At 42.8% G+C, this 26635-nt stretch carries 19 protein-coding genes; 12 read left to right on the forward strand and 7 right to left on the reverse strand.

The features are described from left to right. Positions 1 to 273 precede the first annotated feature (273 nt). The 9 genes from OUY18_RS09490 to OUY18_RS09530 all read left to right on the forward strand — a co-directional run bounded on the left by OUY18_RS09490 (position 274) and on the right by OUY18_RS09530 (position 13857). Entirely contained in the window at positions 274 to 3783 is a 3510-nt protein-coding gene (locus tag OUY18_RS09490) for a hypothetical protein (RefSeq protein ID WP_268058534.1), read from the forward strand. Positions 3784 to 3885: 102 nt separating this feature from the next. Then, positions 3886 to 4074, forward strand: a complete 189-nt coding sequence (locus OUY18_RS09495; RefSeq protein WP_268058535.1) for a DUF5659 domain-containing protein — start codon at positions 3886 to 3888, stop codon at positions 4072 to 4074. Between the two features lie 24 nt (positions 4075 to 4098). Beyond that, entirely contained in the window at positions 4099 to 6267 is a 2169-nt protein-coding gene (locus tag OUY18_RS09500) for a hypothetical protein (protein WP_268058536.1), read from the forward strand. Positions 6268 to 6489: 222 nt separating this feature from the next. Then, positions 6490 to 8697 carry a hypothetical protein gene (locus OUY18_RS09505; protein ID WP_268058537.1) on the forward strand — a complete coding sequence of 736 codons (2208 nt, stop codon included), beginning with the start codon at positions 6490 to 6492 and terminating at the stop codon, positions 8695 to 8697. A gap of 499 nt (positions 8698 to 9196) precedes the next feature. Continuing rightward, positions 9197 to 10453: a site-specific DNA-methyltransferase gene (locus OUY18_RS09510; protein ID WP_268058538.1), complete on the forward strand. Its 1257-nt coding sequence runs from the start codon at positions 9197 to 9199 to the stop codon at positions 10451 to 10453. Between the two features lie 52 nt (positions 10454 to 10505). Further along, complete coding sequence (locus tag OUY18_RS09515) at positions 10506 to 10724, forward strand: hypothetical protein (RefSeq protein WP_268058539.1); 219 nt, start codon at positions 10506 to 10508, stop codon at positions 10722 to 10724. A 79-nt stretch (positions 10725 to 10803) separates the two neighbouring features. Then, complete coding sequence (locus tag OUY18_RS09520; RefSeq protein WP_268058556.1) at positions 10804 to 12111, forward strand: FAD-binding oxidoreductase; 1308 nt, start codon at positions 10804 to 10806, stop codon at positions 12109 to 12111. 1 nt (position 12112) lies between these two features. After that, positions 12113 to 12910 (forward strand): electron transfer flavoprotein subunit beta/FixA family protein, encoded by a 798-nt coding sequence (locus tag OUY18_RS09525; protein ID WP_268058540.1) that lies wholly within the window; start codon positions 12113 to 12115, stop codon positions 12908 to 12910. Further along, on the forward strand, positions 12907 to 13857 hold the full coding sequence (locus tag OUY18_RS09530; protein WP_268058541.1) for an FAD-binding protein: 951 nt from the start codon (positions 12907 to 12909) through the stop codon (positions 13855 to 13857). The genes OUY18_RS09525 and OUY18_RS09530 overlap by 4 nt, the downstream gene beginning before the upstream one ends. Before the next feature lie 192 nt (positions 13858 to 14049). Here the strand turns inward: OUY18_RS09530 and araD are convergent, their stop codons facing one another. The 7 genes from araD to chvE all read right to left on the reverse strand — a co-directional run bounded on the left by araD (position 14050) and on the right by chvE (position 23147). After that, positions 14050 to 14745 (reverse strand): L-ribulose-5-phosphate 4-epimerase, encoded by a 696-nt coding sequence (gene araD / locus OUY18_RS09535; RefSeq protein WP_326492989.1) that lies wholly within the window; start codon positions 14743 to 14745, stop codon positions 14050 to 14052. Positions 14746 to 14765: 20 nt separating this feature from the next. Then, entirely contained in the window at positions 14766 to 16247 is a 1482-nt protein-coding gene (araA, locus tag OUY18_RS09540) for an L-arabinose isomerase (protein ID WP_268058542.1), read from the reverse strand. A gap of 32 nt (positions 16248 to 16279) precedes the next feature. After that, complete coding sequence (locus OUY18_RS09545) at positions 16280 to 17938, reverse strand: ribulokinase (RefSeq protein WP_268058544.1); 1659 nt, start codon at positions 17936 to 17938, stop codon at positions 16280 to 16282. Positions 17939 to 18021: 83 nt separating this feature from the next. After that, positions 18022 to 19095, reverse strand: coding sequence for a GntR family transcriptional regulator (locus OUY18_RS09550; RefSeq protein WP_268058545.1), 1074 nt, complete (start codon positions 19093 to 19095; stop codon positions 18022 to 18024). A gap of 97 nt (positions 19096 to 19192) precedes the next feature. Beyond that, positions 19193 to 20377, reverse strand: coding sequence for a multiple monosaccharide ABC transporter permease (gene mmsB / locus OUY18_RS09555; protein ID WP_268058546.1), 1185 nt, complete (start codon positions 20375 to 20377; stop codon positions 19193 to 19195). Beyond that, a complete protein-coding gene (gene mmsA / locus OUY18_RS09560; RefSeq protein WP_268058547.1) occupies positions 20374 to 21930 on the reverse strand; it encodes a multiple monosaccharide ABC transporter ATP-binding protein in 1557 nt (518 codons plus the stop codon). Before mmsA ends, mmsB begins: the two co-directional genes overlap by 4 nt. Positions 21931 to 22010: 80 nt before the next feature. Beyond that, positions 22011 to 23147, reverse strand: coding sequence for a multiple monosaccharide ABC transporter substrate-binding protein (gene chvE / locus OUY18_RS09565; protein ID WP_268058548.1), 1137 nt, complete (start codon positions 23145 to 23147; stop codon positions 22011 to 22013). A 778-nt stretch (positions 23148 to 23925) separates the two neighbouring features. Between chvE and OUY18_RS09570 the strand changes: the two genes are divergently transcribed. The 3 genes from OUY18_RS09570 (at position 23926) to OUY18_RS09580 (ending at position 26224) form a co-directional block, all read left to right on the forward strand. Next, entirely contained in the window at positions 23926 to 24570 is a 645-nt protein-coding gene (locus OUY18_RS09570; protein ID WP_268058549.1) for a VTT domain-containing protein, read from the forward strand. A gap of 242 nt (positions 24571 to 24812) precedes the next feature. Next, the gene (locus OUY18_RS09575; RefSeq protein ID WP_268058550.1) at positions 24813 to 25469 is read left to right on the forward strand and encodes an ABC transporter ATP-binding protein; all 657 of its coding nucleotides are present in this window, start codon (positions 24813 to 24815) and stop codon (positions 25467 to 25469) included. Further along, positions 25466 to 26224 (forward strand): ABC transporter permease, encoded by a 759-nt coding sequence (locus OUY18_RS09580; protein WP_268058551.1) that lies wholly within the window; start codon positions 25466 to 25468, stop codon positions 26222 to 26224. Before OUY18_RS09575 ends, OUY18_RS09580 begins: the two co-directional genes overlap by 4 nt. Positions 26225 to 26635 lie beyond the last annotated feature (411 nt).

Consider the following 26635-nt stretch of genomic DNA (forward strand, 5'->3'; position numbering starts at 1 on the left):
AGTCGAATATAGTCAAAAAACTGTTTCGATATGAGAAGGCATAAAGTGTATTTTGCTTTATGTTCTATCTCAAATACATAATTAGATTCCTAAAATTGAATAAGGCAGATCAAATATCGTTACAGCAAATTCCCTTTCTATTGTTTACATAAAACGATAGGGGGTCTGCAAAGATGAATTTTATAAATTCCTCTTAAATTAAATTTCAGGCTTATACCGGTTTCGGTGTAGGCCTGGTTGGCTTACAAAAATTTAATTTAGGAGGCTTTTTTATTGTCAACAAAAAGAAAACAGTATGTAATTCGGCAGTTCAGTATTAGCGACATAGCGGACAAAGATGGTACATTTTCCATGAGTGGTGAAGGTGCTCCAGTAAAGCAAAGTGAGAATTTTCTGTTCCATATGATCGAAAAGAAGTGGTCACCCGATTCCGAGACCTTGAAAAATGTAATCAGCATTAAAACAGGAAGAAATGCCAAAAAGGGTGAGAAAGAGGTTTTAGCCCATATCTTAAATGATGGCGTGACATTGGGAGAGAAAAAGTTTGTATTTCTTGATTGCTCCCTGAGCAGCAGCCAGCATAAAACTTGCAAGCAGTATTATGTGGATGAAACCATTTATCATCAGGTCGTGGAAATGATGACGTTAGGGAAGAAACCCAAAATGGGAGTTCAGGGCAAATGTCTGACGGCAGTTGCGTTGATGACTACTTCCTGCAACCTCTTTGATATCAGTGATTATATCGATGACCTTGACATCTGTGTTATTGAAGATCTGGAATATGATATCAGCGGTAATAAAATTGTATATAAGGCAGATTATCAACGTACGCCGGAAGAGGAAAAACAATATCAGGATTACCTAAGTCAATTGGAAGCAAATAAGGAATACCATGAAGCTTTGGCCTCTGGGAAACAAAAAGCCAAAGATAAAGAGATTTCAAAACGGAAAAATGGCAACAAGGACACAGAGCGAACCATTGCCCAATTGGAGCGAGAAGGGTTAAGACCAAAAATGGAGCAGGCAGATAAACCTGTCAGCAGATTTTTTGCCAGCGCGATATACAAATCCATTCCGTGCTACACAAGAGAGCAGTGTGAACCAATTCCCGATGAGTTTGAATTCCCGGTAAATCGGATGACAACAGGTATCGATTTTGTTGAACAAGTCCAAGATGTTCCGCTCAATTTTGCCGATGGAACTGCCCTGATGGATGAAAGTTTTGCAAAACTGCTAAACATGGATTTGAAATCAGAAGGCGGTCAGCTTCGCTTTCCTTACTGCAAAGCATTCTTCAGTATTGTTAAATTGCATTATTGGCTGAAAGAAAAGAACGCAGCAAGCATTACTGATATTTTCGGAGAGACTCACCAGTCTGATAAGGTAGATATTCTCATGACAAAGAGCTGCTTTAAGGCTTTTCTTGAAAAGGGAGAAACAGAAAACAAGGATGGATGCCTGTTCAATAACATGACGGAATATAAATCTCTCATTAAAAAATATGGATATGACGCATTCGGTATCGCCAACTATGTACATGGCTCCCACTCCCAATACACGAAGATCACATATCAGATGCTGTTGGCGCTAAGAATTAAACCAATTGATATGGTCATGTTCGCACAGGACGAGTGTAACATGATTAATAAGGCTATCAGTATTTATACAGGAAATGGTGAAGCAAACTGGGAAAATGTGAAATATTTGCTCGCTTTTTTACACATGCTTCAGGATGAAAAGAAATCAAAGGAAGAAAATCTGACGGACGATGATAACCCGGAAGACGATACCATAGCGGATGAATCTGATGAAATAAATGATGATTCGGAGACGGAAACTGCGGCAGAGGATTCTGATGAAGACGGAGAAGACTCCATTGATACCAATGAAAACTGGGAGGAACCGGTTATTCAGGCAATTAGGCTGAATAAAAATATGATTTTTGATCCTTACGTTCGCAAGAAAATTTATGAGCGTGTCGTGTTGATGGTAAACGAAATGCGGCTTGGGAAAATCTATATGCCATGCAATTATCATTTTGTAACCTGCCATATTCCAACATTAATAGAATGGGCAATCCACAGGGACGTGAAGAAAACACAGCAGATTGTTCCTAGAAACAAAGCATTCATGGGTAATATGCAGGGCTTATATGTTGGTATGCGTAACCCGGTTACCAGCTACTCTGAAGTTTCTGAAATAAGCCTTGAAGCAGATGCCTGCAAATGGACAAATCATCTTAGGAATATCATTCAGTTCGGTGAAGGATTGTTTATGCCGCAGATGAACATGGATTATGACGGAGATAAAATCTGCCTGTTTTCCACAAAGCAAAATTACAAACAGACGGTTATTTCATGGCCTGTGTGTTTTAAAGGCTGGATGCTGTCGGTTGATGATGATAGAAAAGAAGTTGACACATACGAGCATATCCAAGAGTTAATGAATGCTCGGCTTGAAAAGAAGAAGCCAAATGGGAAAGTGACCTTTGCTGATTTTATTATTCCATCGCTTCCGCAGATTAATTTTGCCGATAAAGCGACCACAGATCCAGCGGATTTCAACAAAAAAGCGGTCGTTGATTTCATTTTAAATGCAGATGATAAAACAGGACAGATTACGGACAAGACTTCCCAAGCGGAAAATCGGATGATTGCAGAAAAAAGTGTGAGCCAATATGAGTATGCAATCCGATATGGAAAATACCTGCAGGGACTCCAAATTGACGCAAGCAAAAGTGGACTCCCGGTTTTTATCAGTGAATCTTTCCAATATACCTATCAAAAAAAGCCACTGTTTCTGCTTTATAAATGTGGGGGAAGAGAATGGCTGTACGATCAAGACTATACAAGTCCTCTTGACTGGTTCGCAGAAAAAATATTATCGGAATATTTAAAGTGGATTAAAGAGCAAATTTATGCGAACACAAAAAAGCGAAAAGAGGCGCAGCTGGTTTACAATACAACCGGCCTGCTTCTGAACCCAAATTTGGATTGTAATATTGTCAGAGAATTCGAGCAGAAATTAGAATCAGACTTTTTGGAGTACAAGAATGCATTTAAAGCCATTCATAAAAGATACAAAAAAATTGATGCTTTCTCCAAAAATGATGATGCAAAAGAGCGGAGAAAACTAAAACGCCAAGCATATTCCGAGCTAAATCAAAAGACGAGAGAAAAGATCTATCAATTATGCCCTAATCAGTCCATAGTGGCACAGGCTGCTGCGAATTACGCTTATAAATATTCTAAAGAGAACAACAAAGAGAAGAAAGAGCTGCGCTGGCAGGATAACTGGAATTTTGCATGGATGTTCCCGGAAGGGTTGATTTATCACCTTTGGCTCAATCAAGACGAAGAAAAAATTGATGTTTCTCATGCTAAAAGTTCAAATTATGATTTCACGATGCTTGACCAGTATTATGCTGCATCCACTGAACAGCGCCGATATGAGCAAAGTGAAATCAGCGAAATTTCCGATATTACGGTGCCACAGGAATACTGGTTAAAAGAACCGCAGCAGAAGATTGAGTTGAAAGATGTGCTGTGCAAAGGCCTTGATGCGGGACTTACAATGGATGACATATCGGAACGCTTTTTTGAAGGTGCAATACTCAGCTTAAATTTGGTAAATGGCTATACACAGCTTTGGGACGAGTCAGGGAAAATTATCGGTATCAACCATTATGAATTGAAACAGTATCCCGGCGGTAAAGTGATTATCCAGCGTATCTTCAATCAGACAAAACGCACGGCACAGATTGATTGTACAGTACAAAAATAGTTTTATGTATTTCTCTTTTTGTTCCCTCTCGGCTAGCGCCTTGAGGGAGCGGAGAGTGGAAAAGTATCATTCCCTCTTACAAAATCAAAGGAGGGCATGACAATGAAAGATGATACAATTGTTATTTTACAGGAAAGAATGGCCGGGTGGCTTATGTTTAATAGATTCAATAAACTAAGTGAAAAAGTTGACCTCAAGGATAATAATCGAAAAATTTATGTCTTTAAGAATTCGCCGGAACTAAGAACCGCTATGGCAAAATATCAAGAGTACAAAAATATAATCATGTAAAAATGAGAGGAGATCAAAATATAAGTGGAGGACAACAAACGAGAAAAGGTAATACTTGAAAAAATCCCTACAAATGTTGAATATAAAGATGATCAAGAAATCACAACCTATTTTACCCATAAGGTAAATCCGTCAACTGTAGATGAACTAATAGTTGATGGAACAGCAGATGTCGAATATGCAAATGTCGTAAAAAAATATATTACTAAACATCGGAAAAATTTCTCTCGACAACAAATTGATTTCTCATATGAAGTATCAAGACTCATTACAGGTGATTTAAAAGAAAATAAGCCAGTATTGGTGCCTGTAAGATGTGGGTTTGGAAAATCAACTTTTATTAATACCGTACTATTTACAAAAATATTGTGCCAAATTCATACAAATATTCCTATGGGGGATTTAGGTATAATTATTGTTACTGAACGTTTAGAAGATTTATTAAGCTTACAAGAAAGAATACGAGATAATTTTGGATACTACAATTTTTATCAATATGATGATATGAATGGCCAATTAATTGAAAGAAAAATTGATTGGATGTATGTTCTACAAAGTTGGAATACGAATATATCATGTAAAATGCATCTGAAATCTTATACGGAATCTCTTGAGAAATGTGATCGCTGTCAATTTCGCAGTAACTGTATAATAGGTAAGCAATCCCATGAACAATTTTATAGCCCTATTGTAGGAATTACTTCTGAACGTTTATATTATTATGCGGATTCAGGAGTAATGTATAAAATTGCGCAATGGAAAAGCAAAGGCAAGAATGGAATTAAACTTAGTAGGAAATTGTTATTAATTGATGAAAAGCCGAAACTGACACTAGTCGATGATATATCTGAAAAGCTGATTAATGATTTAACTGATGCAGTATCAAAAATAGATGAAAATAATTCCGATGAGGTAAGGAAAGACAAACAGTTTATGAAAAATCAGCTTGATGCAATTAAGCGAAACCTTCTTAACCTTGTTGAAAAATTTGAAAAATACAGAAATGCATATGTAAAATTAAGTCAACCTATATTTACAAATGAATTTTTCAAGTTATGGAAAAAGTATATGGGATATAAGTATAAAGAAAAGATTGATTTAATCGTGTCTTTCTTTTCCAAAGGTGGATTATATTGTAGGACGGGAAAATATGATCTATTTAAAACTGTTTCCATGGCAAATTTTAAAGTAAATGATTTCAAAACAATTATATTTGATGGTACGGCAGAATTATCTTTAGAATATGATGTTAACGATTTTAATTTATTACAAGTAGAGGATTTCAGAGAATATTCCAATGTAACTTTTCATTTAGTAGAAGGTAATTATTCTAAAAGGAAGGTTTTAGAAAATCCAGAAGTGGTAAATCCGATTATTAATTGGATTAATAGCCATGTTGACCAACCTACTTATGTTGTATCTTATCAAGGAGCAAGTGATTACTTATATACTGGACTAAAGGATAACAAATATGTTGTTTGCTATAAAGGTAGCAATAAGCAAGAATGTATACCATATTATGGATATACAAAGGGTATGAATAATTTTAAGCATTGTACTCAGATGATACAAATAGGATGGAATCGTTGGGATTCTGATTCCTATCTGGCATATAGAATTGCAACCAGTAGATTAATCAAAAATAAATTTGACGAAAAGTACGAAGAAAAATTTGAAGTTATTCAAAATTTGCTAACCAATAAAAATGGGGTATTTGCTTTTTCTGATGTCGAAATGTATAAACTTATGCATCTAATAAATGACTTTGAGCAAGAAGTTTTTAGAACTGAAGTCAGAGAATTTTCCAATATGAATCCCATTGACATTTATATTTTTGGTTGCAATAAAACCATGAAATCTATGATTGCTCAGCGCTTTGTAAATTGTAAATTTGTTGATGAAAAATGGACTGAAATTGAAGAATATAATATGCGAAAGCGCGCACATGCTGAAAATAATCTTATTCTTAAATTGATAGATTGGATTCGGCAATGGGATGGAAATTATCAGGATATTAGCAATTTGAGAAATGAATTAGAAATTACAGAAAATTATTGGAAAAAAATTAAGAAAAAAGATTCAGTTAAAAAAATTTGGAATGAAAGAAAAATTATTGTTAAAAAATACGATAAGAAATTCTGCATTGTAACTCAAGAGTATTTAAAAAATAGCATGAATTCAAAGGGGTACTAATTTATATAATATTATTTTATAGGGAATAATACCCATTAACTAAAAATTTGTTTCACGCCCTTTTTTGCCAAGCTTTTTTGGGCGTTAAAATGACTTTTTTAGTTAGGTAGTTTCACTTGGCGAACGCAGTGAGCTTAGTGAAACCCTAAATGAAAAGTCATTAGCAAAAAAGCGGAATAATTATTGAGATTCAAAAAATAAAGGAGAACGAGAATATAACATATGGAATTTAAAAAACAGGAATGGACTCAGTTCAGAAATATGGATACACTTACTCAAAAAGCAGGAGTATCCAAAAACGATATACCAAAACTGGTCGCAAAGGAATTAACCGATAATGCACTGGATATTACAGATAATGTTGATGTTCAGTGTGATGGAAATAAATTATTTGTCTGGAATGGTGGTACGGGTATCCCGGCTGATCGAATTGCAGAATTATTTTCAATAAATCGTCCGTTGGTATCCACAAAATTAATCAAGCTTCCAACAAGGGGAGCTTTGGGGAATGGATTAAGAGTAGTAGTTGGAGCGGTTATTGCAACTGGCGGTGAATTATTTGTTTATTCAAATGGTGATAAATATAAAATAGATTCACTGGATGATGGTAGCTCAAAGGTTATGTATCTGGATCATTACCCGATAAGCGGGACTATGATTGAACTATCACTTGGAGATTATCCCATTGATGATTCTTGGGCACAGAATGCTGTCTACTATAATCGTGGTGAAAAATACAAAGGCAAAACATCAGCGTATTGGTATAATTCAGAAGGTTTCTATGAAATTACACAGGCATTTGATGGAACAGTGTATGATTTGGTTTCTGAGTTTGATGGCTGCACCGGTGCAAAAGCAGGACAAATTGCAAAGCTGTTTGACAAGAATTATAAAGCTCCAAATCTATCATTTGAAGATTCCGAATCATTGTTATCAGCAATCAGAGATCATTCTAAACCTGTCAAAGCTGATCGTTTAGGAGAGATTGGTGAAATTACAGATACTTTTTATTCTTCGGTTTCTGGTACATATGTGTTGCCAAGTACAAAAGGCAAGCTGTCGGCAGAAATACCATATAAAATTGAAGTGCTAATTTCACCCAGAATATATTCACAGGTTGATCTCCTGATCAATAAAAGTACGGCAATAAAATCACCCTATTTATTTACAGAAAAAAAGAAAATTGAAATTTGGGGTGTTGGAGTTCATTCTTTTATAAATTGTTTTGATAATATACAAATTACAATTAATGTGAATTCTCCGGTGATTCCAATTACATCTGACGGTAAGGAGCCAGACCTTACTCTAATGAAGGAAAGTATTGATTCTGCAATTCAGAAGACTGTCAGGAAATTTAAGGCGAAAAATAAAAGTACATCTGAAAGTACAGAAAATATAGGGTCACAAAAAGCAGTAGTCCTTGCCCACCTTGACGGAGCTATTTCCAAAGCAAGTGGCGATGGAACTATCCGATTTAGTGAAAGGCAGTTGTACTATGTTATCAGGCCATTTGTGATGCAAGAATTAAATAAAGAACTGGAATATGATTATTTTGGCACTGTCATTACCGATCATGAAAAAGAAAACGGAAATATAGATGGAATGTATCGAGATTGCCGGGGTAGTTTGTATACTCCCCACCTTCATCAAACTGTACCGATGGGTACTTTGACAGTGGAACAGTATCACCGACCGGAGTTCATTTTTAATAAGGTATTATATATTGAAAAGGAAGGACTTTTTGAAATTCTGAAAGATGTAAGATTTCCTGAGCGGTATGACTGTGCCTTGCTCACTTCCAAGGGCTATGCAAGCAGGGCAATCAAAGATTTATTAGACCTTTTGGGTGAAACTGATGAGGAACTTGAAGTGTATTGTATTCATGACTGCGATGCGGCGGGTACTATGATTTATCAGACATTAGTTGAAGAAACACAAGCCCGAGGAAAAAGGAAAGTCAATATTATTGATTTTGGTCTTAATCCAAAGGAAGCAACTGAGATGATGTTACCAGTAGAAAATGTTGAAAAGAAGGGTGCGGCTTCTGCAAGTAGTCTGGACAGGGAATCAAAACACTGGCTTGAAACCAATCGTGTGGAACTGAACGCTATGACATCTCCGCAATTTGTTACTTGGATTGAGGAAAAGTTTAATCAGTATGCATGTAGTAAAATTGTACCTCAAGAAGATGTTTTGAGAGGTGAATTGAAAAATAAACTGACATTTCAGGCAAAAGAGAAAATACAAGAAGAAATTCTGCAAGCTAATAATTATGAAAATAGAGTGGAGCAATATCTTCAGCCTCTTATTGGAGAAATATTTGGAACAAATCTGTCGCCCATTGTTTCCAAGCATTTTGAAACTCAACCTGCTGACTTATGGAAAGCGCCAATTTCAGCATTTGCTGAGAAAATGATATCCTTACATTAAAATTTATAGAAAATGAGTGGAAATTCATCAAGCTTAAAACACGATACGATTTCCATGATTTTTAAGGTGTAATAACAACTGTCTGCTCTTAGCTGGGTAGGCAGCTTTTATTTATATTCCATTGAGCATAATTTGCTATGTTACATGAAAATTTTCATAAAAGGGGGGTGAAGTCAGCAAGATGAAAATCAGGACATAAATTTACAAAATTTAAAGTAAAACTGAATAGTACGAATATTGGACTGTGCTGTCTGCTCGCCATGAGTAGGCAGCTTTTTTAATTGGAGGAAAAAAGAATGAGTTTTATGAGGTTACTTTTAACAGACACAGCGAATTTTTTCATTGGTCTACTTGGCTTTTTGATTTACGTTGGATTTTATATGGCAGTTTCATTCATGGTTAATAAGTTGGTTAGATGGTGTGATAAACACATCCCATTTGCTGAGATAGGCCAATTTGTCCAAAAACTGTGGTTCAAGGTTACGGGAGAGGAACAATAATGGAGTTTAGAAAAATTGCAATTGATAAATTAGTTCCTGCCGAATATAATCCACGAAAAAAGCTGCAGCCGGAAGATAAAGAATATGAAAAAATCAAAAACAGCATCAAAGAGTTTGGGTTTGCTGAACCGATCATAGTAAATTCTGATATGACGATTATCGGAGGCCACCAGCGATATTCTGTATTGAAAGATTTAGGCTATACCGAAATAGAGTGTGTTGTGCTTGAGATTGATAAAACCAAAGAAAAAGCATTGAACATTGCCCTCAATAAAATCAGCGGTGAATGGGATTTTGAACAGCTTTCCAAATTGCTTGATGATTTACAAAAACAGGACTACAGTGTGGAACTGACCGGCTTTGATATGAGTGAAGCGGAAAAGTTATGGGATGAATACTTAGGAAAACAGACTGATACATCAAAAGATGATGAATTTGAAATTGAGTTGCCGGAAAAACCAGTTTCACAAAAGGGTGATGTCTGGCTCTTAGGAGAACACCGGTTGATGTGCGGTGACAGTACCATTTTGGCAGATGTTCAAAAATTGGCTGATGGTGGGGAGATAAAATTGATTTGTACTGATCCTCCATATAATGTGGACTATGGTGCGACTCAACATCCTAGTTGGAGAAAACGAAGTATTATGAATGATGCTATGGGGAAAGATGATTTTCATGACTTCCTATTCAAAGCATTTTCAAATATTGCATCTGTTGCAGAAAGCGGGGCGATGCTCTATTCTTTCATGTCGGCTCAAGAATGGGGCAATATGATGGATGTTCTTTCGAATTGTGGGTTTCACTGGTCGTCTACAATCATTTGGAACAAAGACAGGCTTGTGTTGTCTCGAAAGGATTATCACACCAAATATGAACCGATATTTTATGGTTGGCTTGATAATGCACCAAGAATCCATCAGCTTGATGATAGAACACAGTCAGATGTATGGGACTTTCAAAGACCTAGTAAATCTGACTTACATCCAACAATGAAGCCGATTGAATTAATGCAAAAAATGATTACAAACAGTTCCTATCGTGGGGAAACAGTATTGGATTTGTTTGGAGGCAGTGGCACTACTTTAATCGCCTGTGAAAATACCGACCGAAAATCCTTATTGATGGAACTTGACCCACAATATGTTGATGTTATCGTGAAGCGATATATTGATAAAGTTGGCTCAGCAAATGCAGTCTTCCTCTTACGTGGCGATAAGAAAATTCCATATGAGCAGGTTCAAAAGCCGCTTGACTAATTTTCCCTTTGGAGTGATGAATGTTGTAAATTCAAAACCGGGAGGATTTTTTATGAAAAGACAGGAATTAGTGGATACTTTGAGAAATCTATCACAGCAGGCTGAACAGAATGGTTTGAATAAAGTGTTGATGCCGCAAATATTGCCAACGGATATGGCTGACTCCAAGCGGATTGAAGAATTAATGCAAACTGGAGAACTACCGGAAACATTCACTTCATATGATATTCCGTTTCTTCTGCATTTCATTGCGGATATGATTGAAGAATAATTGTAGGAAACTGGGGCGAACAGCCCCTTTTTCTTATGGTACGCAATGTACTTGATATCATCACGTATATACAAATCCTCTGCCCGCAGCAGTCGTATTCGTAAACTCCGCCGAAGAAGTCAGCGAGGTTCTGCGTTTTTGCAACGCCAAGGGCGTATATGTTGTTCCCAGAACCGGTCATTCCGCAACGGAGGGCGGCCTGGAAACAATTCTGGACGGTACGATTGTACTGGACGGCTCACACATGAATAAAATTCTCAACATCGACGAAGTCAATATGCAGGCTACTGCTGAGTGCGGTGTCGTATTGGAGGACTTGGAGAATGCGGTTCGCAAGTACGGTCTGACAACAGGCCATTCTCCCCAGTCCAAGCCCATCGCTATGATGGGTGGTTTGGTTGCCACACGTTCAATCGGTCAGTTTTCAACTCTGTACGGCGGCATCGAGGATATGCTTGCGGGTGTTGAAACAGTATTTCCGGATGGGCAGATTTGTGATATTAAGGCGGTTCCCCGCCGCTCCGCGGGCCCCGATATCCGCCACATTGTACTCGGAAACGAGGGTACGACAAACTTCATCACGAGGGTTACGGTAAAGCTCTGGAAGTATTATCCCGAATATCAGGAAGTCCTCGGCTTTACACTGGACAAAATGCAGGACGGTATGAAAATCATGCGGGAGATTATGGTGGCAGGTTATCGTCCATCCGTAGCACGTCTGTATGACGCAGAGGACGGCAAGGAGCATTTCTCTCACTTTGCACCCGGTAAATGCGTTATGGTATTTGTAACGGAAGGCCCCCAACTGGTATCACACGCCAATGCGGAAGGGATCCGCGCGATTATGGCTAAGCATTCGGAATGCACACCGGTTGAAACAAAGCTGATTGAAAACTGGTTTGCAAATCTCAACTGGGATGCGGCACGGATCGAGGAGGAACGCAAAGAGGTTCTGGAGACAAACAATGTATGCTGCACAACCGAGATTTCCGCTCCCTGGAGTGCTGTGGAGCAGATTTACAATGTATGCAAAAAACGCGTTGTAGAGGAAATTCCGGATATCACAATCTTCGGAGCACACGGTTCCCACTGCTATTCTAACGGCATGAACTTATACTTCGTTTACTGGTACAATGTTGTTGACTGTACTCCTGAGGAGGAAATCAACAAATATCATCTGCCCATCAAGAAAATTATTTGTGAAGAGACAATTAAGGCGGGCGGTTCCATGTGCCACCATCACGGCGTCGGAAAGCACAGAATTCACTGGATTGATCAGGAGCACGGTTCTGCCCTGCCTATGCTGAAGAAGATTAAGGCTGCATTTGACCCCAACGGAATCATGAACCCCGGGGACATTCTTCCTTATTATATAGAGAAAAAATAAAATGAAACTACTAACTTGCTTCAAGCTGTGTCCCGACATGGATAAGCTTCGTCAGCAGGATTTTGAAATCAGCGGGGGGAAGGGACTCGAAACTTCCTTCCTCCCCAATATGATCAATTGCTTCGACGAAAGCGGTTTGGAGTTTGGGATAAGGCTTTCTGAAAAATCGGAAGGCCTTGAGCCAAATATAGAGAAAACCGCATTTACCATAGGCGGTGATGCAAGTGAAATGTATTTAAGAACATTAAAGGCTCTGGGCTATGAACACTGTGTTCTTGTAAAGAAGGACGAGGACGAATTTCGTTATTCTCCGTGTATGGTTGCACAGACGATTGCGGAATATGTCGGTGAAAACCCACAGGATATTATTGTAATGGGCAAGGAAGCACCCAATGGGAACAACTCCGCCACAGCACAGCTGGTGTCTGTTTTAACGGGCCGCCCATTGATTTCGTCTGTAATCGATGTAAAATTTTGTGACGATGGGACTTTAACCGTGACGGTGACAAACGACGGTGACGTGTATGAGCAGACAGTGGCACTGCCGGTTGTTCTGAGCATTGGCAATGCGGTTATCAGCAAGCTCAGAGTACCGACGCTGAAACAGCGGATGAAGTGCAAAGACCTCCCGCTTGAACATTTTAAGCCGGCAGAAACGAGCTGTGCGATGTTCCCCGAACCGATGCGAGCGGTTATACCCGACAGAAGGCGGGGCGGCTATTTAAGCCCGTACAGCGGGAGTGAGGCTGTTGATGATATACAGGGAAAATTCCTTAAGGGGAGGCTTGGTGAAGCGTGAAGCTTTTGACGATCGTACATATTGACGGTACAGATGCTATTGAAGCCGCAGCTCTGCGCCAGAGAACCCTTAACGGATATTTTGAAAGCTTCGGCTATGAATGCGAAAGCTATCTTTACGGCGCGGAAAAGTTTTACGAGGATGCGGTGAAACAGGATTTTGCCGGCAGGGTTTATGCCCAGCGCTTTCATTTTATTTCTGCGGTTCCTGTTGCGGATGAAATCTCTGCGCTGATTATCGGCGGAAAATTCGATGGTGTAGTTATAGAGGAAAGCGAGCTTGCAAACGATATTGCGGTACTTCTTGCCGCGTATCTGGACAGACGCTGTCTCACCAACGTTTTTTCCGTGACGCCCAACGGAACGGGTATTCTCTGTAAACGTCTTTCATATAACAACAACCTGATATTGGAGCACGAAATAAAGGCGCCGTTCGTGATCAGCCTGCGCGGCTATGAGAAAATCCTGACGGCTCCGTCCGGTGCGGCCTTTGAGTTTTTTCCTCTCAGAAGCATGGAAAACTCCGAGTATATTTTATCGCAGAAACCAGTAAGCAAGGCCGGCAAGCAGGGGAATTCGAAGGTCTTGATAGCCTGCGGTATGGGAGTCGAAACATGCGAGGAAATCGAGTATTTCCGAAATTACGCCAGGGAGCATGGCTTCAATTTTGGCGTGACGCGCCCGGTTGCGATCCGTGGCTGGGCAAAGCTCGGGGAAACAATCGGTGTGTCGGGACAAACATTCGCACCGAAAATTTGTGTTACCCTTGGGGTATCCGGCGCGGCGGCATTTTATGTCGGTATCGAAAACGCGGACTTTATTTTATCCGTCAATACCAACCGGGACGCATTGATTATTGCCCAATCGGATGCCGCGATTATCGACGATTACAAGAATGTATGCGGGAAACTTTTGGATTCGCTTGTGGATTTATACGCTACATTATAGTTGCCGCTCATAGCCCGATGGAGGCTGGCTCCAACCCAGCCTCCGAAGCCAAATTGTTTAAAGTTCTGATAAGCTCATAGAGATATGGGCTTATCGCAATATTAAACCAAAATTATCATTAAGGGTGAAAGTATTTTTTGAGGCCATGGCAAATTCGCCATGGCCTCAGTAAAATATGGAGGAAGTTTCTTATTAGCTATTTTGTCCGTAATACGCGTGCGAGCCATGTTTGCGCAAAAAGTGTTTGTCGAGCAGCTCATGCTGCATCGCTTCATCTGAACCTTCAGCCATTGCCCGCGTGTGCCAGGCCATCATAGCCAGTTCTTCCAGTACCACGGAATTATGCACCGCCTCAAAGCAATCCTTTCCCCAGGTAAAGGGTCCGTGAGAATGCACCAGGACGGCAGGGATATTAGCGGGGTCCGCTCCCTTGAAAGTTTCTACAATCACCTTGCCGGTTTCCGCTTCATAAGCGCCTGCGATCTCTTCCGGGGTCATCTTTCTGGTGCAGGGAATGGACCCGTAAAAATAGTCGCCGTGCGTGGTGCCGTAAGCCGGAATGGACTGTCCCGTCTGTGCCCAGATCGTCGCCCATCGGGAGTGGGTATGGACAATTCCGCCTACGGCGGAAAAATTTCTGTACAGGATGCAGTGTGTCGGTGTGTCGGAGGACGGATTCAGGTCGCCCTCCACTTTTTCACCGTTCAGATTCATTACAACCATATCCTTTGGCCGGAGTCTGTCGTATTCCACGCCGGAGGGTTTAATTACAAACAGTCCGGATTTGCGATCGATTCCGGAAACATTCCCCCATGTGAATATCACCAGATTGTGGATGGGAAGCTGGCGGTTCGCTTCACAAACCTGTTCTTTCAATTCTTCCAACATTCGTTTTCATCCCTTCCGGATTATTTTTTCAGCTTCCAGACCAGATCGTTCCATGTGAGTTCCTTACGAAGCTCGTCGATCTTGGTTTCCTTACCAATATGAATAAACTCAATATCCATAATTTCAGCAAAATCGCGCAGCTCTTCCGCCGTAATCGAATAACTGATGACGGAATGGTGCGCGCCCCCCGCGTAAATCCACGCTTCCGCGGAGGTTTCAAGGTTCGGGAGCGGCTTCCAGAGAACGGCCGCCACCGGGAGCTTCGGCATTTCGTGAACCTGCTCCTGACATTCCACATCGTTGACAATCATGCGGAACCGATCGCCCATATCGATAATCGTCGCAAGCACCGCCGGGCCTGCCTTCGCCTTGAAGGTGAGACGCGCCGGATCTTCGCGGTCACCGATTCCAAGCGGAACCACCTTGATTTTGGGGCGTTCCGCGGCAACCGTCGGGCACACCTCAAGCATATGGGCGCCCATGTTCATTCCGCACTCCGGGTCAAAATTATAAGTATAATCCTCCATAAAAGCCGTGCCGCCCCGGCAATCGGCCGTCATGAGCTTTATAATGCGGCAGAGCGCCGCGGTTTTCCAGTCGCCTTCCCCGGCAAAGCCATATCCCAGGCGCATTAAATCCTGTGCGGCAAGGCCGGGCAATTGGCGAAGCTGCTGCAAATCCTGAAAATTGGTGTGGAAGGCGCCAAACTTTCCTTCTTCCATAAACTTCCGAAGCGCCACTTCTTCCCGTGCCTGATAGCGTACGGCTTCGAGGTTATCCGTCGCCATATCGTAAACTTCCGTGTATGCTTCCATCTGGGCGTCAATTTCCTCTTCGGTGACGGCTTCTACCATACGGATGATATCGCCAACGCCGTAATGGTCAACCTGCCAGCCGAATTTGATGTGCGCTTCCACCTTGTCGCCGTCCGTTACAGCCACTTCACGCATATTGTCGCTGATGCGGAGCACGCGAAGCCTGCGGCTTTCAAATGCTCCGACCGCCGCCCGCATCCAGCGCCCCATGCGTTCGCGCATCGCCGCATCCTTCCAGTAGCCGGAAATAACTTTCTGCGCAATGCGCATGCGCGCAAGGATAAATCCATGCTCCCTGTCGCCGTGGGCGGACTGGTTCAGATTCATGAAATCCATGTCGATACTGTCCCACGGAATGTCGCGGTTGAACTGGGTGTTGAGGTGAAGCAGCGGCTTCTGCAGGACCGAAAATCCGCGAATCCACATTTTTGACGGGGAAAAGGTATGCATCCAGGTAATAATGCCCGCGCATCGGGGAGCATTATTTGCCTCTGTGATAACCTTATAGATTTCTTCCGAATTGCGCACCACGGGCTTAAAAACCAGTGTGCAGGGAATGGACGGGTCGGTGTTCCACTCGTCTATCATAATTTGGGAATGCCGGTCAACGGTTTTCAGCACATCTTCTCCGTAAAGATCCTGGCTTCCAACCACAAACCAGAATTCGTATTTTTTTAAAGCTGACATATGTATCCTCCGATTATTTCTAATTTGAATCGTTATTTCTGCTTCATCGCTTTCAGGTGCTTCATCACATCATTCCCGCCGCGCCCGAAATAGTCGTGCAGGATGCGGTATTCCTTGAACAGCGCATCATACCGCTCTGAGTTTTCGGGAATCGGATAATAGATTGTATCTTTGATTTTCCCCATTGCGCGGGCCGCTTCAAACACACTGTCGTAGCCGCCGGCTTCCTTGCCCGCCGCGACGGAAGCGAAAATCGCGGAACCGAGCGCGGGCCCCTGAAGCGAACCTGCAATCTTCACGGGCATTTTAATCACATCCGCATAAATCTGCATGGTCATTGGGTCTTTTTGTGAAATCCCGCCGGAGGCGAAAAACTCTTTCACCGGAACGCCATGCTCACGGTAATTTTCAATAATGATGCGCGTACCATAGGCGGTTGCCTCAATCAGCGCGCGGTAAATTTCTTCCGGTTTGGTCTGGAGTGTCATTCCCAGGATCATACCGCTCAAATCAACATCGACCAGAACCGAGCGGTTCCCGTTCCACCAATCCAACGCAAGGAGGCCGCTTTCCCCGGGGTGCAGCTTTTCGGCTTTCTCCCGCAGGTACGCATGAATCTTTTTATTCTGCCGTTTCGCTTCCTCATAATAGGAAGCCGGCAGGCAGTTGTCAATAAACCATGCAAAATGGTCCCCTACGCAGGACTGCCCGGCCTCATAGCCGAAATAACCCGGCATGACGCCGTTTTCCACTACGCCGCACATACCCGGCACCTGACGTTCCTCTTCGCCCATCATAATATGGCAGGTGGAGGTACCTATAATCGCAAGCATTTTGGAAGGCCCGTCGATTCCGACTGCGGGCACGCACACATGCGCGTCCACATTTCCCACAGCAACCGCGGTGCCCTCCTTCAGGCCGGTCAGCTTTGCTGCCGCCGGGGTCAACGTACCCGCCCTGTCTCCAAGCGGAAGGATGTCGCGGGAAAGTTTTTCATCCACCACATGCTCCAGTTTCGGATGAAGCGCCTTGAAAAAGTCGTTAGAGGGAAAGCCCGTGCGCCTGTTCCACATTTCTTTATAGCCTGCGGTGCAGGAATTGCGCGTTTCTTTTCCGCAAAGCTGCCAGATAATCCAGTCCGCCGCTTCGATGAACCGATCCATTGCATCGTATATCTCCGGGTCTTCTTCAACGATTTGCCAAATTTTGGGGATTGCCCATTCCGAAGAAATTTTCCCGCCGTAGTTTTTCAGCCACGGTTCGTTTCTTTCCTTTGCAATTTCATTGAGCCGGTTAGCCTTATCCTGCGCGGCGTGGTGCTTCCAGAGCTTCACGTAGGCATGAGGGCGTTTTTTGTACACCGGAAGAAAACTCAGCGGCGTTCCGTCCGCTTTTACCGGCAGAACCGTGCAGGCTGTAAAGTCTGTTCCGATTCCGATTACATCGTCCGGAGATACGCCGGATTCCTTCAGAATCGCCGGGATGGTATGAGCCAGTACGTCAAGGTAATCCTGCGGGTCCTGCAGCGCCCAATCCCTGCCGAGCGGCGTCCCGTCCGGCAGAGTTTTATCCATTACCGCGTGGGGATACTCGTAAACGGAAGAGGCAAGTTCTTTTCCGGTCTTAGCATCCACCAAAACCGCCCGGCCGGAAAGCGTGCCATAGTCAACTCCTATTGTATAGTTTGCCATCACAACATCCTCCATTCGTAAAAAAATGTACGTACAACTTTGCTGAAAACAGAAAGGCTTTTCAGCCCCTTCTGTCTTCTGTCTTATACAAGCACTCTGACGGACTTACGCTCTACAATCGCCGGTTCAAAATCAACCGTGGCCTTAAACGTATGGTCCTGAATCAGGTGCAGCAGGTTTTGCGCGGCGGTTTCTCCTAAAACATTCATGGGGTGTGCCACCGAAGTAAGCGGCACCTCGCAAAGATCCGCAAGATCCGAATTATCGATACTTACCAGGGAAAGATCCTCCGGAACCGCAATGCCGTTTTTTTTCATCATATCCACGATCTGCATGGCAACCTCATCGTTATAGCACAGCAGCCCGGTGCAGCCCTCTATACGCCGCAGGATAATCCCAACAAACTTCGAAAAATCGGGGATATCCTGTGTGGAATACCAGAGCACGTTTTCATCATGGATTTCATACCCTGCTTTCAGCAGAGCATCCAGATACCCGGCGTAGCGTAAATGCCCCTGATGGTCATCCGACTTAAAAATGCCCGCAATCCGCTTGTGGCCTGCATGAATCAGGTACTGTGTGGCAAGCAGCCCGGCTGCGTGGTCATTCATGGACACATGCGGTATTTTAATGCCCGGATAGCTGCTGTTGATAAATAACACCGGAATCCTTTGCCGCTGGATTTCTTCATAAATTTCAAAATTCGGATTTGGCAGGCCACTTTGAGTCGGCTCAATAATCATTCCGTCCACGCCTTTTTCCAGCATGGAGCGCAGCACCCTACTTTCATTCTGAACCTTGTTATGCGTGAAGGCAAGCTGCATGGAATATCCGCTCTTTGTCAGGACATCTTCAATTCCACGGATAATCTGCGGAAAAATGTACGCGCCCACATAGGTGGTAACTACACCGATGGTCATGGTTGGTTCGCGTTTGACCGATGCGTTGAAAACGACGTAGGTGCCGCTGCCCTGCCTGCTTTCGAGATATTTGTCCTGTACCAGGATATTGATCGCCTGCCGAACCGTCTGCCGGCTGATACCGAACATGGTGCTCAGCTCGTTTTCGGAATACAGCTTTTCGCCGTATGTTAGTTCTCCTGATTCGATTTTATTTTTGATCCAGGTGACCAGAGTCATATATTTCGGCATTTCCATCGCAGTGCTGTTTCTCCTTTTTACCATTATTATTGAAACCATGATACATGAATGTTTTATAAATTGTCAATACATCTGAGCAGCACCAGCAGACAAATCAGGAAGCCTTCTTCTTTGAAATCAGATCGATTGTTACAGCGCCCAGAAGGACCAGGCCCTTCACAACCCGCTGGATATCGACGGACCAGCCAATCAGTGACATTCCGTTATTCAGCACACCCATGATCAGAGCACCGATCACTGCACCAAGAATTGTGCCGCTTCCGCCGAGTGCGGCCGCGCCGCCTATGTAACAGGATGCAATTGCGTCAAGTTCAAAACCATCGCCCGCTTTCGGGGTGGCAGATGCATTTCTGGCGGAAAGAACGATGCCGGCCAAAGCACTCATAAGGCCCATGCTCACGTAAATCCAGAACATCACGCGCTGGGTTTTGATACCGGAAAGCCTTGCCGCTTTCTCATTTCCGCCCACGGCGTAAATCTGACGGCCCGGAACCGTGTTGTTGGTAATAAAGGTGTAGATAATAATCAGTACCAGCATCAGAGCAAGAACGACCGGCAGACCGTTGTAGAGGGAAAGCTTAACAGTAAAAAAATTAATAATCAAAATGATGACGGCAAGCTTCAGTACCTCCTGCCACGCGGCAGGTACTTCAAATCCGTAGGATTTTTTCTTATTGACAGAGCGGATTTCCAGGTAAATAACAATCAGGGAAGCAATAAATCCAGCCAATATGGAAAGCAGCTCAATCTTCTGCCCGCCGATATTAGTGTAAATTTCCGGCAGATAGCCCGCGCCGATCTGTATATATTCCGTAGGCAGCGGGCCCTTTGTCTGGCCGCCGAGAATAACCATGGTAAGCCCGCGGAAAATCAGCATGTTTGCAAGCGTTACGACGAATGCCGGAACCTTCAGATAGGCGATAAAGAAACCCTGCCACGCACCGACCAGAAGCCCGCACACAAGAATCCCCAGAAACGCGGCGGGAGTGGGAATATGAAGGTCTAAAACCATGATGGCGCACGCGGCGCCGGTAAAGGCAACCACAGAGCCGACGGAAAGGTCGACATTGCCGGTCAATACGCAGAGCAGCATGCCGACCGCAAGGATAACAACATAGCTGTTCTGCATAATCAGGTTGTTAATGTTCATTGGGCTGACATTTTTGCCGCCTGAAAGCAGATTAAAAATAGAATAAATTAAAATAAGAGCAATCAGCATTCCGTATTGCTTGATATCCGTGCTGCCGGATTTTTTCTTTGCAAGACTTGAAGTATTCATATCGTCGGCTTCTCCCTTCTGGTATGTGACATAATGATTTTCATAATCATTTCCTGAGAAAAATCTTCCTTATCCAGTTCACCGGCTATTTCGCCCTGGTTTAGAACATAAATCCGGTCGCAGATGCCAAGAAGCTCCGGCATCTCGGAAGAAATAAAGATGACTGCTTTTCCCGCTTTCGCGAGGTCATTGATGATCTCGTAAATTTCATATTTCGCGCCTACGTCAATTCCCCGCGTTGGCTCATCCAGAATCAAAACGTCGGGGTTGGTAAGAATCCATTTGGAAAGAACCACTTTCTGCTGGTTTCCGCCGGAGAGGGAACCCGTAATCTGTTTGATGGAATGCGTTTTAATATTGAGCTTTTTACGGTATTCTTCGGCAGCCACGATTTCTTCGTTTTTGTCAATGACCCAATGCCTGGAAAAGCGGTCGCGCAGGCTGGAAAGCGTCATATTCCAGCGAACATCGTTGATCAGAACCAAACCGTAATCCTTACGGTCCTCCGAAGTATAGGCGATTCCGTTGCGTATGGCATCCTGAACATCGCGCAAAACGAGCTTTTTCCCGTCTTTATAGATCTCTCCGGAAATGCTGGTTCCGTAAGATTTGCCGAAAATGCTCATGGCAAGCTCCGTGCGTCCGGCGCCCATCAGCCCGGCAAAACCAACCACTTCGCCTTTTCTGACATTGAAATTCACATCCTTGAGTACAACGCGTTCGGGATCGTCCGGGTGGTGCACCGTCCAATCCCTGACCTCAAACGCGACATCCCCCAACTTACTTTCGCGGGGAGGGTACCGGTTTGTCAGTTCACGGCCGACCATCCCTTTGATAATCCGGTCTTCGTTCAGGTCGTCTTTCCCTTTTTTCAGGGTTTCAATGGTTTTCCCGTCGCGGATGACCGTGATGCTGTCCGCTACCTGGCTGAGTTCATTCAGCTTATGGGAGATCATAATGCAGGTAATTCCGCGCTCTTTTAAGCCCAGTATAATATTCAGCAGCTTTTTGCTGTCTTCGTCATTCAGGGAAGCCGTGGGTTCGTCCAGAATCAGCAGCTCCACTTTTTTGGCCAGCGCTTTCGCAATTTCGACAAGCTGCTGTTTGCCGACGCTCAGTTTGTTGACCGGCAGGTTTACATTTTCATCCGGCAGGCCGATTTTTTCCAGAATTTCCTTCGCTTTCTGCCTTGTCTTGCTCCAATCAATCACGTTGTTTATATTTGTAATTTCATTGCCCAGAAATACGTTTTCTGCGATCGAAAGATACGGGCTTAAAGCAAGCTCCTGATGGATAATAACAATGCCTTTCCGCTCGCTGTCCCGGATGTCACGGAATTTCCCTTCCTCGCCGTTATAAAGAATTTCACCGGAATAATCACCGTAAGGGTAAACCGCGGACAATATGTTCATCAGGGTGGATTTCCCAGCTCCGTTTTCCCCGCAAAGGGCGTGAATCTCGCCCCTTTCCACCGTAAGATTTACATCGTCCAAGGCCTTTACCCCGGAAAATTCCTTTGTGATATGTTTCATTTCCAGGATGACATCAGCCATGCTACGCACCTCGCTCCTGTGATAGTAATAGGTTGAGCGACAGCTGTACACTGCCGCCCAAATTTTCAATCTCAAACGAATCAGGAAATATCCGATTCCTTGTAATAGTTGGAATCAATCAATTCCTTTTGAATATTGTCTTTGGTGATTGCAACAGGTGTGCAGAGGTAGGATGGAACAACCAGTTTGCCGTTGTTGTAGGATTTCGTGTCATTAATTTCCGGCTGTTTGCCTTCCATAACGGCCTGGACCATGGTAACGCATTTTGCGGCAAGTATGCGCGTGTCTTTAAATACCGTCATGGTTTGTTTGCCGGATTTAATGTTTTTAACAGCCATTGTTTCCGCGTCCTGACCGGTGATGATAGGCCACTTTGTGCCGACCTTGTAGCCTGCGCCTTCCAGAGCAGCCGCAATACCGTAGGAAATACCGTCAAACGGGCTTAGCACGATGTCTACGTTTTTGCCGGTGCTGTAATAACCAGACAGAATGTCTTCCATCCTTTTCTGGGCAGTTTCCTGCGACCAGCGGAGGGTGCAGATTTTATCAAATTCAGTCTGGCCGGAAAGAACCTTCAGCTTACCGCTGTCAATATAGGGCTGAAGAACTTCCATGGCGCCGGTGTTAAGGAAATGTGCGTTGTTGTCGTCGGGGGAACCCGCGAAAAGTTCAATGTTGAAAGGACCTTTGCCGTCCTTCAGGCCCATTTTTTCTTCTATGTATTTGCCGATCAAAGTGCCCACGCCTTTGTTGTCAAAGGTTGCATAATACGAAACTGCGTCGGTGTCCATAAGCAGACGGTCATATGCGATAACCGGAATGTTGTTCTTCTTTGCTTCCGCAAGGACATTTACCAGGGCGCTGGAATCGATGGAGGCGATTACCAGGCATTTTGCGCCGCCTGTAATCATGTTTTCAATCTGGGAAACCTGCGCCTGAACATCATCCTCCGCATACTGCAAATCAACTGTGTAGCCCAGCTTCTCAAGTTGATCCTTCATATTGTTCCCGTCGCGAATCCAACGTTCGGAGGACTTGGTTGGCATTGCTACACCGACTTTTTGGCCGCTTGCTGCTGCGGAAGCCTGTGTTTTCTGGGAAGCGGCCGGCTGAGCATTTGCTGCTGTTGATGTACTTGCCCCTGAACCGCATGCTGCGGTCAGCAAAAGCATACATGCCGTAAGAACAATTGCCGTCAGTCTTTTGATCCTTTTCATTCTCTCTCGCTCCTTACATGTTATTAATACAACTTTTTATAAAACCGCTACATTCAGCGGAAATATAACAAAATACACAGTTTATATCCATGGCGAAGCCTGTTTGTATTCATAATATAGCTTAAAGACTTCAACTTGTCAATATGAATTTGATAATTTTTTAAATAAATCTAAATATTTGTATGTACAAGTTGTATTATTACAAGTTAAACTTGGCTGCTTCCGTTGTTGGGAAAATGTCCTCAGGAAAGGATGCACCTTGAGCGGTAACGTTAGCCTGATGAACGGCATGCCGAACCATTTTTAAATGAAACACAGTTTGCAGCACTGTTTAAATTTCCTTTTTAGGCTTTTGTAAAGCCGAGTAGTGAAAAAACCGCTCTTCCCAGCTGAAATTCGGAAAGGACGGCTTTTTGCGTACGCGATACCGAAGTCGAATTTATTTGCGGCGGATAGACGAACGGGAACCATTAAGTGTATAATTTATATATTGCCGTCACTCATCTTAATTTGTGCCTTTTAAAATTCTATCTGTTTCCTTTCTGCGGCATTGCAGGGAATTGTAACGTTGGGTTTAAAACGTGATGCAATATCATTTGCAAGCAATTATCTTATAGAGAATTTTTATTATGATGAATTTTGAAGATAATATAACGCATCAGCACCTGTTTTTACGATTTCTACATGCGCTGTTTATTTTTTGTTTAAAAGTATGGGGTATAATAAAATATATTTCTGTATTATTATGAGAGTGAAATTATAGTTTGGAGTATTGCTATTGGATTTTAATAATATTGTGAATCTTTTTCTTCACCTTGATAAGTACCTTTCTGTATTGGTGAATCAATATAATGTGTGGGCTTATGTGTTCCTTTTCATTACTATATTTATTGAAACAGGTTTGGTAGTCACGCCCTTCCTTCCCGGAGATTCGCTTCTGTTTGCTGCGGGCGCAATTGCGGCTGCCGGCGGGCCGATCAATGTTCCGCTCATTATCGTATTGCTGTATATCGCCGCTGTCACAGGGGATACCCTTAACTATCATATCGGCCATCTGCTGCGGCAGAAAGTTCAGGACCGTGAAAAAATCCCGCTTGTTAAAACGGAGAACATTGACAAGGCACAGGAGTTTTTAACAATACATGGAGGCAAAACCATTACGATTGCGCGCTTTATACCGATTATCCGGACATTTGCCCCGTTTGTTGCAGGGGCAGGCAGGATGCCTTACCGTAAATTCCTAATATATAATGTAATTGGCGGCATTACGTGGGTGTCTCTGCTTTTTGGAATCGGCTATTTTTTCGGAAATATCAGTTATGTAAAAAGCCACTTCAGCCTTGTGGTAATTGCCATTATCGGAATTTCAATTACTCCTGCGATTGTTGCATTTATAAAAAACAAATTGAAAAGAAAAGCTTAATTCTGCCTTGCATTTATTATGTTGCAGGCATGCGGAGAGATTGGCTTGCTGAAACAAATAAAACTATGATATTCGCCGGATAACGCCGGAAAACGTAAACGGGATGCTTATGTATCACATTTGGCAGTTTTTATCCGATGCAATGAAAAATATTTAAAAATGCAATAACTGCTATTAATTGATTTGAAGTTCAAATTAAATAGAAAAACTTAGAACCTACTAAGGGAAACAGAGGGAAGAACATGTCTCAGATTGAATTTCAGCATGTAACCTATCAAGCCGGTGAAAAAGCGATCTTAAGGGATATTTCCGTTCAAATTGATGCCGGAGATTACATATCCATCGTGGGTCCGTCCGGCAGCGGGAAAAGTACATTCCTAAAACTGTGCTGCCACCTCATCAGCCCTACAGAGGGAATCCTACTCGTCAACGGGACAAATATTATGCAGCAGAATCCGATTGAACTGAGAAAGAAGATCGGTTACTGCTTTCAAACTCCTCTATTGTTTGGTGATACAATAGAGGAAAATTTGAATTATCCTTATTTAATACGCAATCAAAAAATGGACAGCGATCGTATAAATATGTTATTGTCCAGATTTAATATGGGGCCGGATTGTCTCAATCAGAATATAAAAAACCTTTCAGGCGGCGAAAAACAAAGAATTGCTCTGATTCGGATATTGCTTTTCAAACCGGAAGTACTTTTGCTTGATGAAATAACTTCCGCACTGGATATTGACAATACGGAAATTGTTGAAAAGGCAATCCAAATTTTAAATGGAGAGGGTATTACGATTCTATGGGTCACGCATAATCCCGCACAGAGCAGAAAATATGCCGATAAATTGCTTACCATTGATAATGGTCAAATAAAATCACTGGAGATGTTAAAATGAACGGAGCCAATCTTAGTATTCAGTCATTACTAATCGCTTCTCTGCTCGTCGTTGTTTCGCTGATATTCTCCTATTCGCAAAAACTGAAACTTGAAAAAGAGATTGTTATCTCCGTTTTAAGAGCAATTGTTCAGCTTGTGGCCGTTGGTTACCTTCTTCAGTACATTTTCGGCCTGAACAGCCCCGTCTTTATCACTTTATTTGTTTTGTTTATGACGATTAATGCAGCATACAATGCGGCTAAAAGAGGTAAAAATATCAAAAACGGTTTTCTGATCTCTTTCATAGCAATCGTTTTTGGCGCGGGTATTACCTTGTCCGTTCTTGTTTTATCCGGCGCAATTCAATATACAGCAAGTCAGGTTATTCCAATCAGCGGTATGATTATCAGTAATGCAATGGTGGCGCTTGGCTTGTGCTACAGACAAATAACCACCGATTTTAAAGACAAAAGGGAAGAAGTTGAAACCAAACTTTCCCTGGGGGCTGATATACTGCCCTCCTCCATTGATATCATACGGAATTCCATACGAACGGGTATGATTCCTACAATCGATTCCGCTAAGACGCTGGGAGTGGTTTCTCTTCCCGGTATGATGACGGGCCTTATTCTGGCAGGCACCTCTCCTATTCTGGCTGTACGCTATCAAATTATGGTTACTTTTATGCTCCTTTCCACAACCGCTATTTCTTCCTTTATAGCGTGCTACCTTTCCTACCGTACGTTTTTCAATATAAGGAAGCAGCTACTATAGTTGTTGACAAGCATCAGAACTTATGATAATATTGTAAACCTACGCGATTGAAGCGGGAAAACAACGGAACTCCAAAACATTCCTGATGAATGCAAGGGAAAAAGTTGTTGACAAGTGTCGGAAGCTATGATATTATAAAACAACCGCGCCGATTAAAGCGGGGAAATAACTCCAAAACATTCCAATGAATGCAAGGAAATACGTTATTGACAAGCCACAAAAAGTATGATATCATTAAAAACCTGCGCTGGAGTGCAGCGCGGAAACTGCAAAAATCAATAATTTGAAAAAGTTGTTGACAGTCAGCAGAAAACGTGATATTATAACAAAGCGCGTTCACGATATTCGACAGAATATACAGCGCGAAACCAGGACCTTGAAAATTAAACAACGAAAGAATTAAGGAACCCG

This window comes from Caproiciproducens galactitolivorans, assembly GCF_026672255.1.
Classification (GTDB): Bacteria; Bacillota; Clostridia; order Oscillospirales; family Acutalibacteraceae; genus Caproiciproducens; species Caproiciproducens galactitolivorans_A.

Coding starts and splice junctions, on each gene's coding strand:
- OUY18_RS09495 (WP_268058535.1), top strand. CDS start 3,886: ATGAAAGATGATACAATTGTTATTTTACAGGAAAGAATGGCCGGGTGG.
- OUY18_RS09505 (WP_268058537.1), top strand. CDS start 6,490: ATGGAATTTAAAAAACAGGAATGGACTCAGTTCAGAAATATGGATACA.
- OUY18_RS09510 (WP_268058538.1), top strand. CDS start 9,197: ATGGAGTTTAGAAAAATTGCAATTGATAAATTAGTTCCTGCCGAATAT.
- OUY18_RS09515 (WP_268058539.1), top strand. CDS start 10,506: ATGAAAAGACAGGAATTAGTGGATACTTTGAGAAATCTATCACAGCAG.
- OUY18_RS09525 (WP_268058540.1), top strand. CDS start 12,113: ATGAAACTACTAACTTGCTTCAAGCTGTGTCCCGACATGGATAAGCTT.
- araD (WP_326492989.1), bottom strand. CDS start 14,745: ATGTTGGAAGAATTGAAAGAACAGGTTTGTGAAGCGAACCGCCAGCTT.
- araA (WP_268058542.1), bottom strand. CDS start 16,247: ATGTCAGCTTTAAAAAAATACGAATTCTGGTTTGTGGTTGGAAGCCAG.
- OUY18_RS09545 (WP_268058544.1), bottom strand. CDS start 17,938: ATGGCAAACTATACAATAGGAGTTGACTATGGCACGCTTTCCGGCCGG.
- OUY18_RS09550 (WP_268058545.1), bottom strand. CDS start 19,095: ATGGAAATGCCGAAATATATGACTCTGGTCACCTGGATCAAAAATAAA.
- mmsB (WP_268058546.1), bottom strand. CDS start 20,377: ATGAATACTTCAAGTCTTGCAAAGAAAAAATCCGGCAGCACGGATATC.
- mmsA (WP_268058547.1), bottom strand. CDS start 21,930: ATGGCTGATGTCATCCTGGAAATGAAACATATCACAAAGGAATTTTCC.
- chvE (WP_268058548.1), bottom strand. CDS start 23,147: ATGAAAAGGATCAAAAGACTGACGGCAATTGTTCTTACGGCATGTATG.
- OUY18_RS09575 (WP_268058550.1), top strand. CDS start 24,813: ATGTCTCAGATTGAATTTCAGCATGTAACCTATCAAGCCGGTGAAAAA.
- OUY18_RS09580 (WP_268058551.1), top strand. CDS start 25,466: ATGAACGGAGCCAATCTTAGTATTCAGTCATTACTAATCGCTTCTCTG.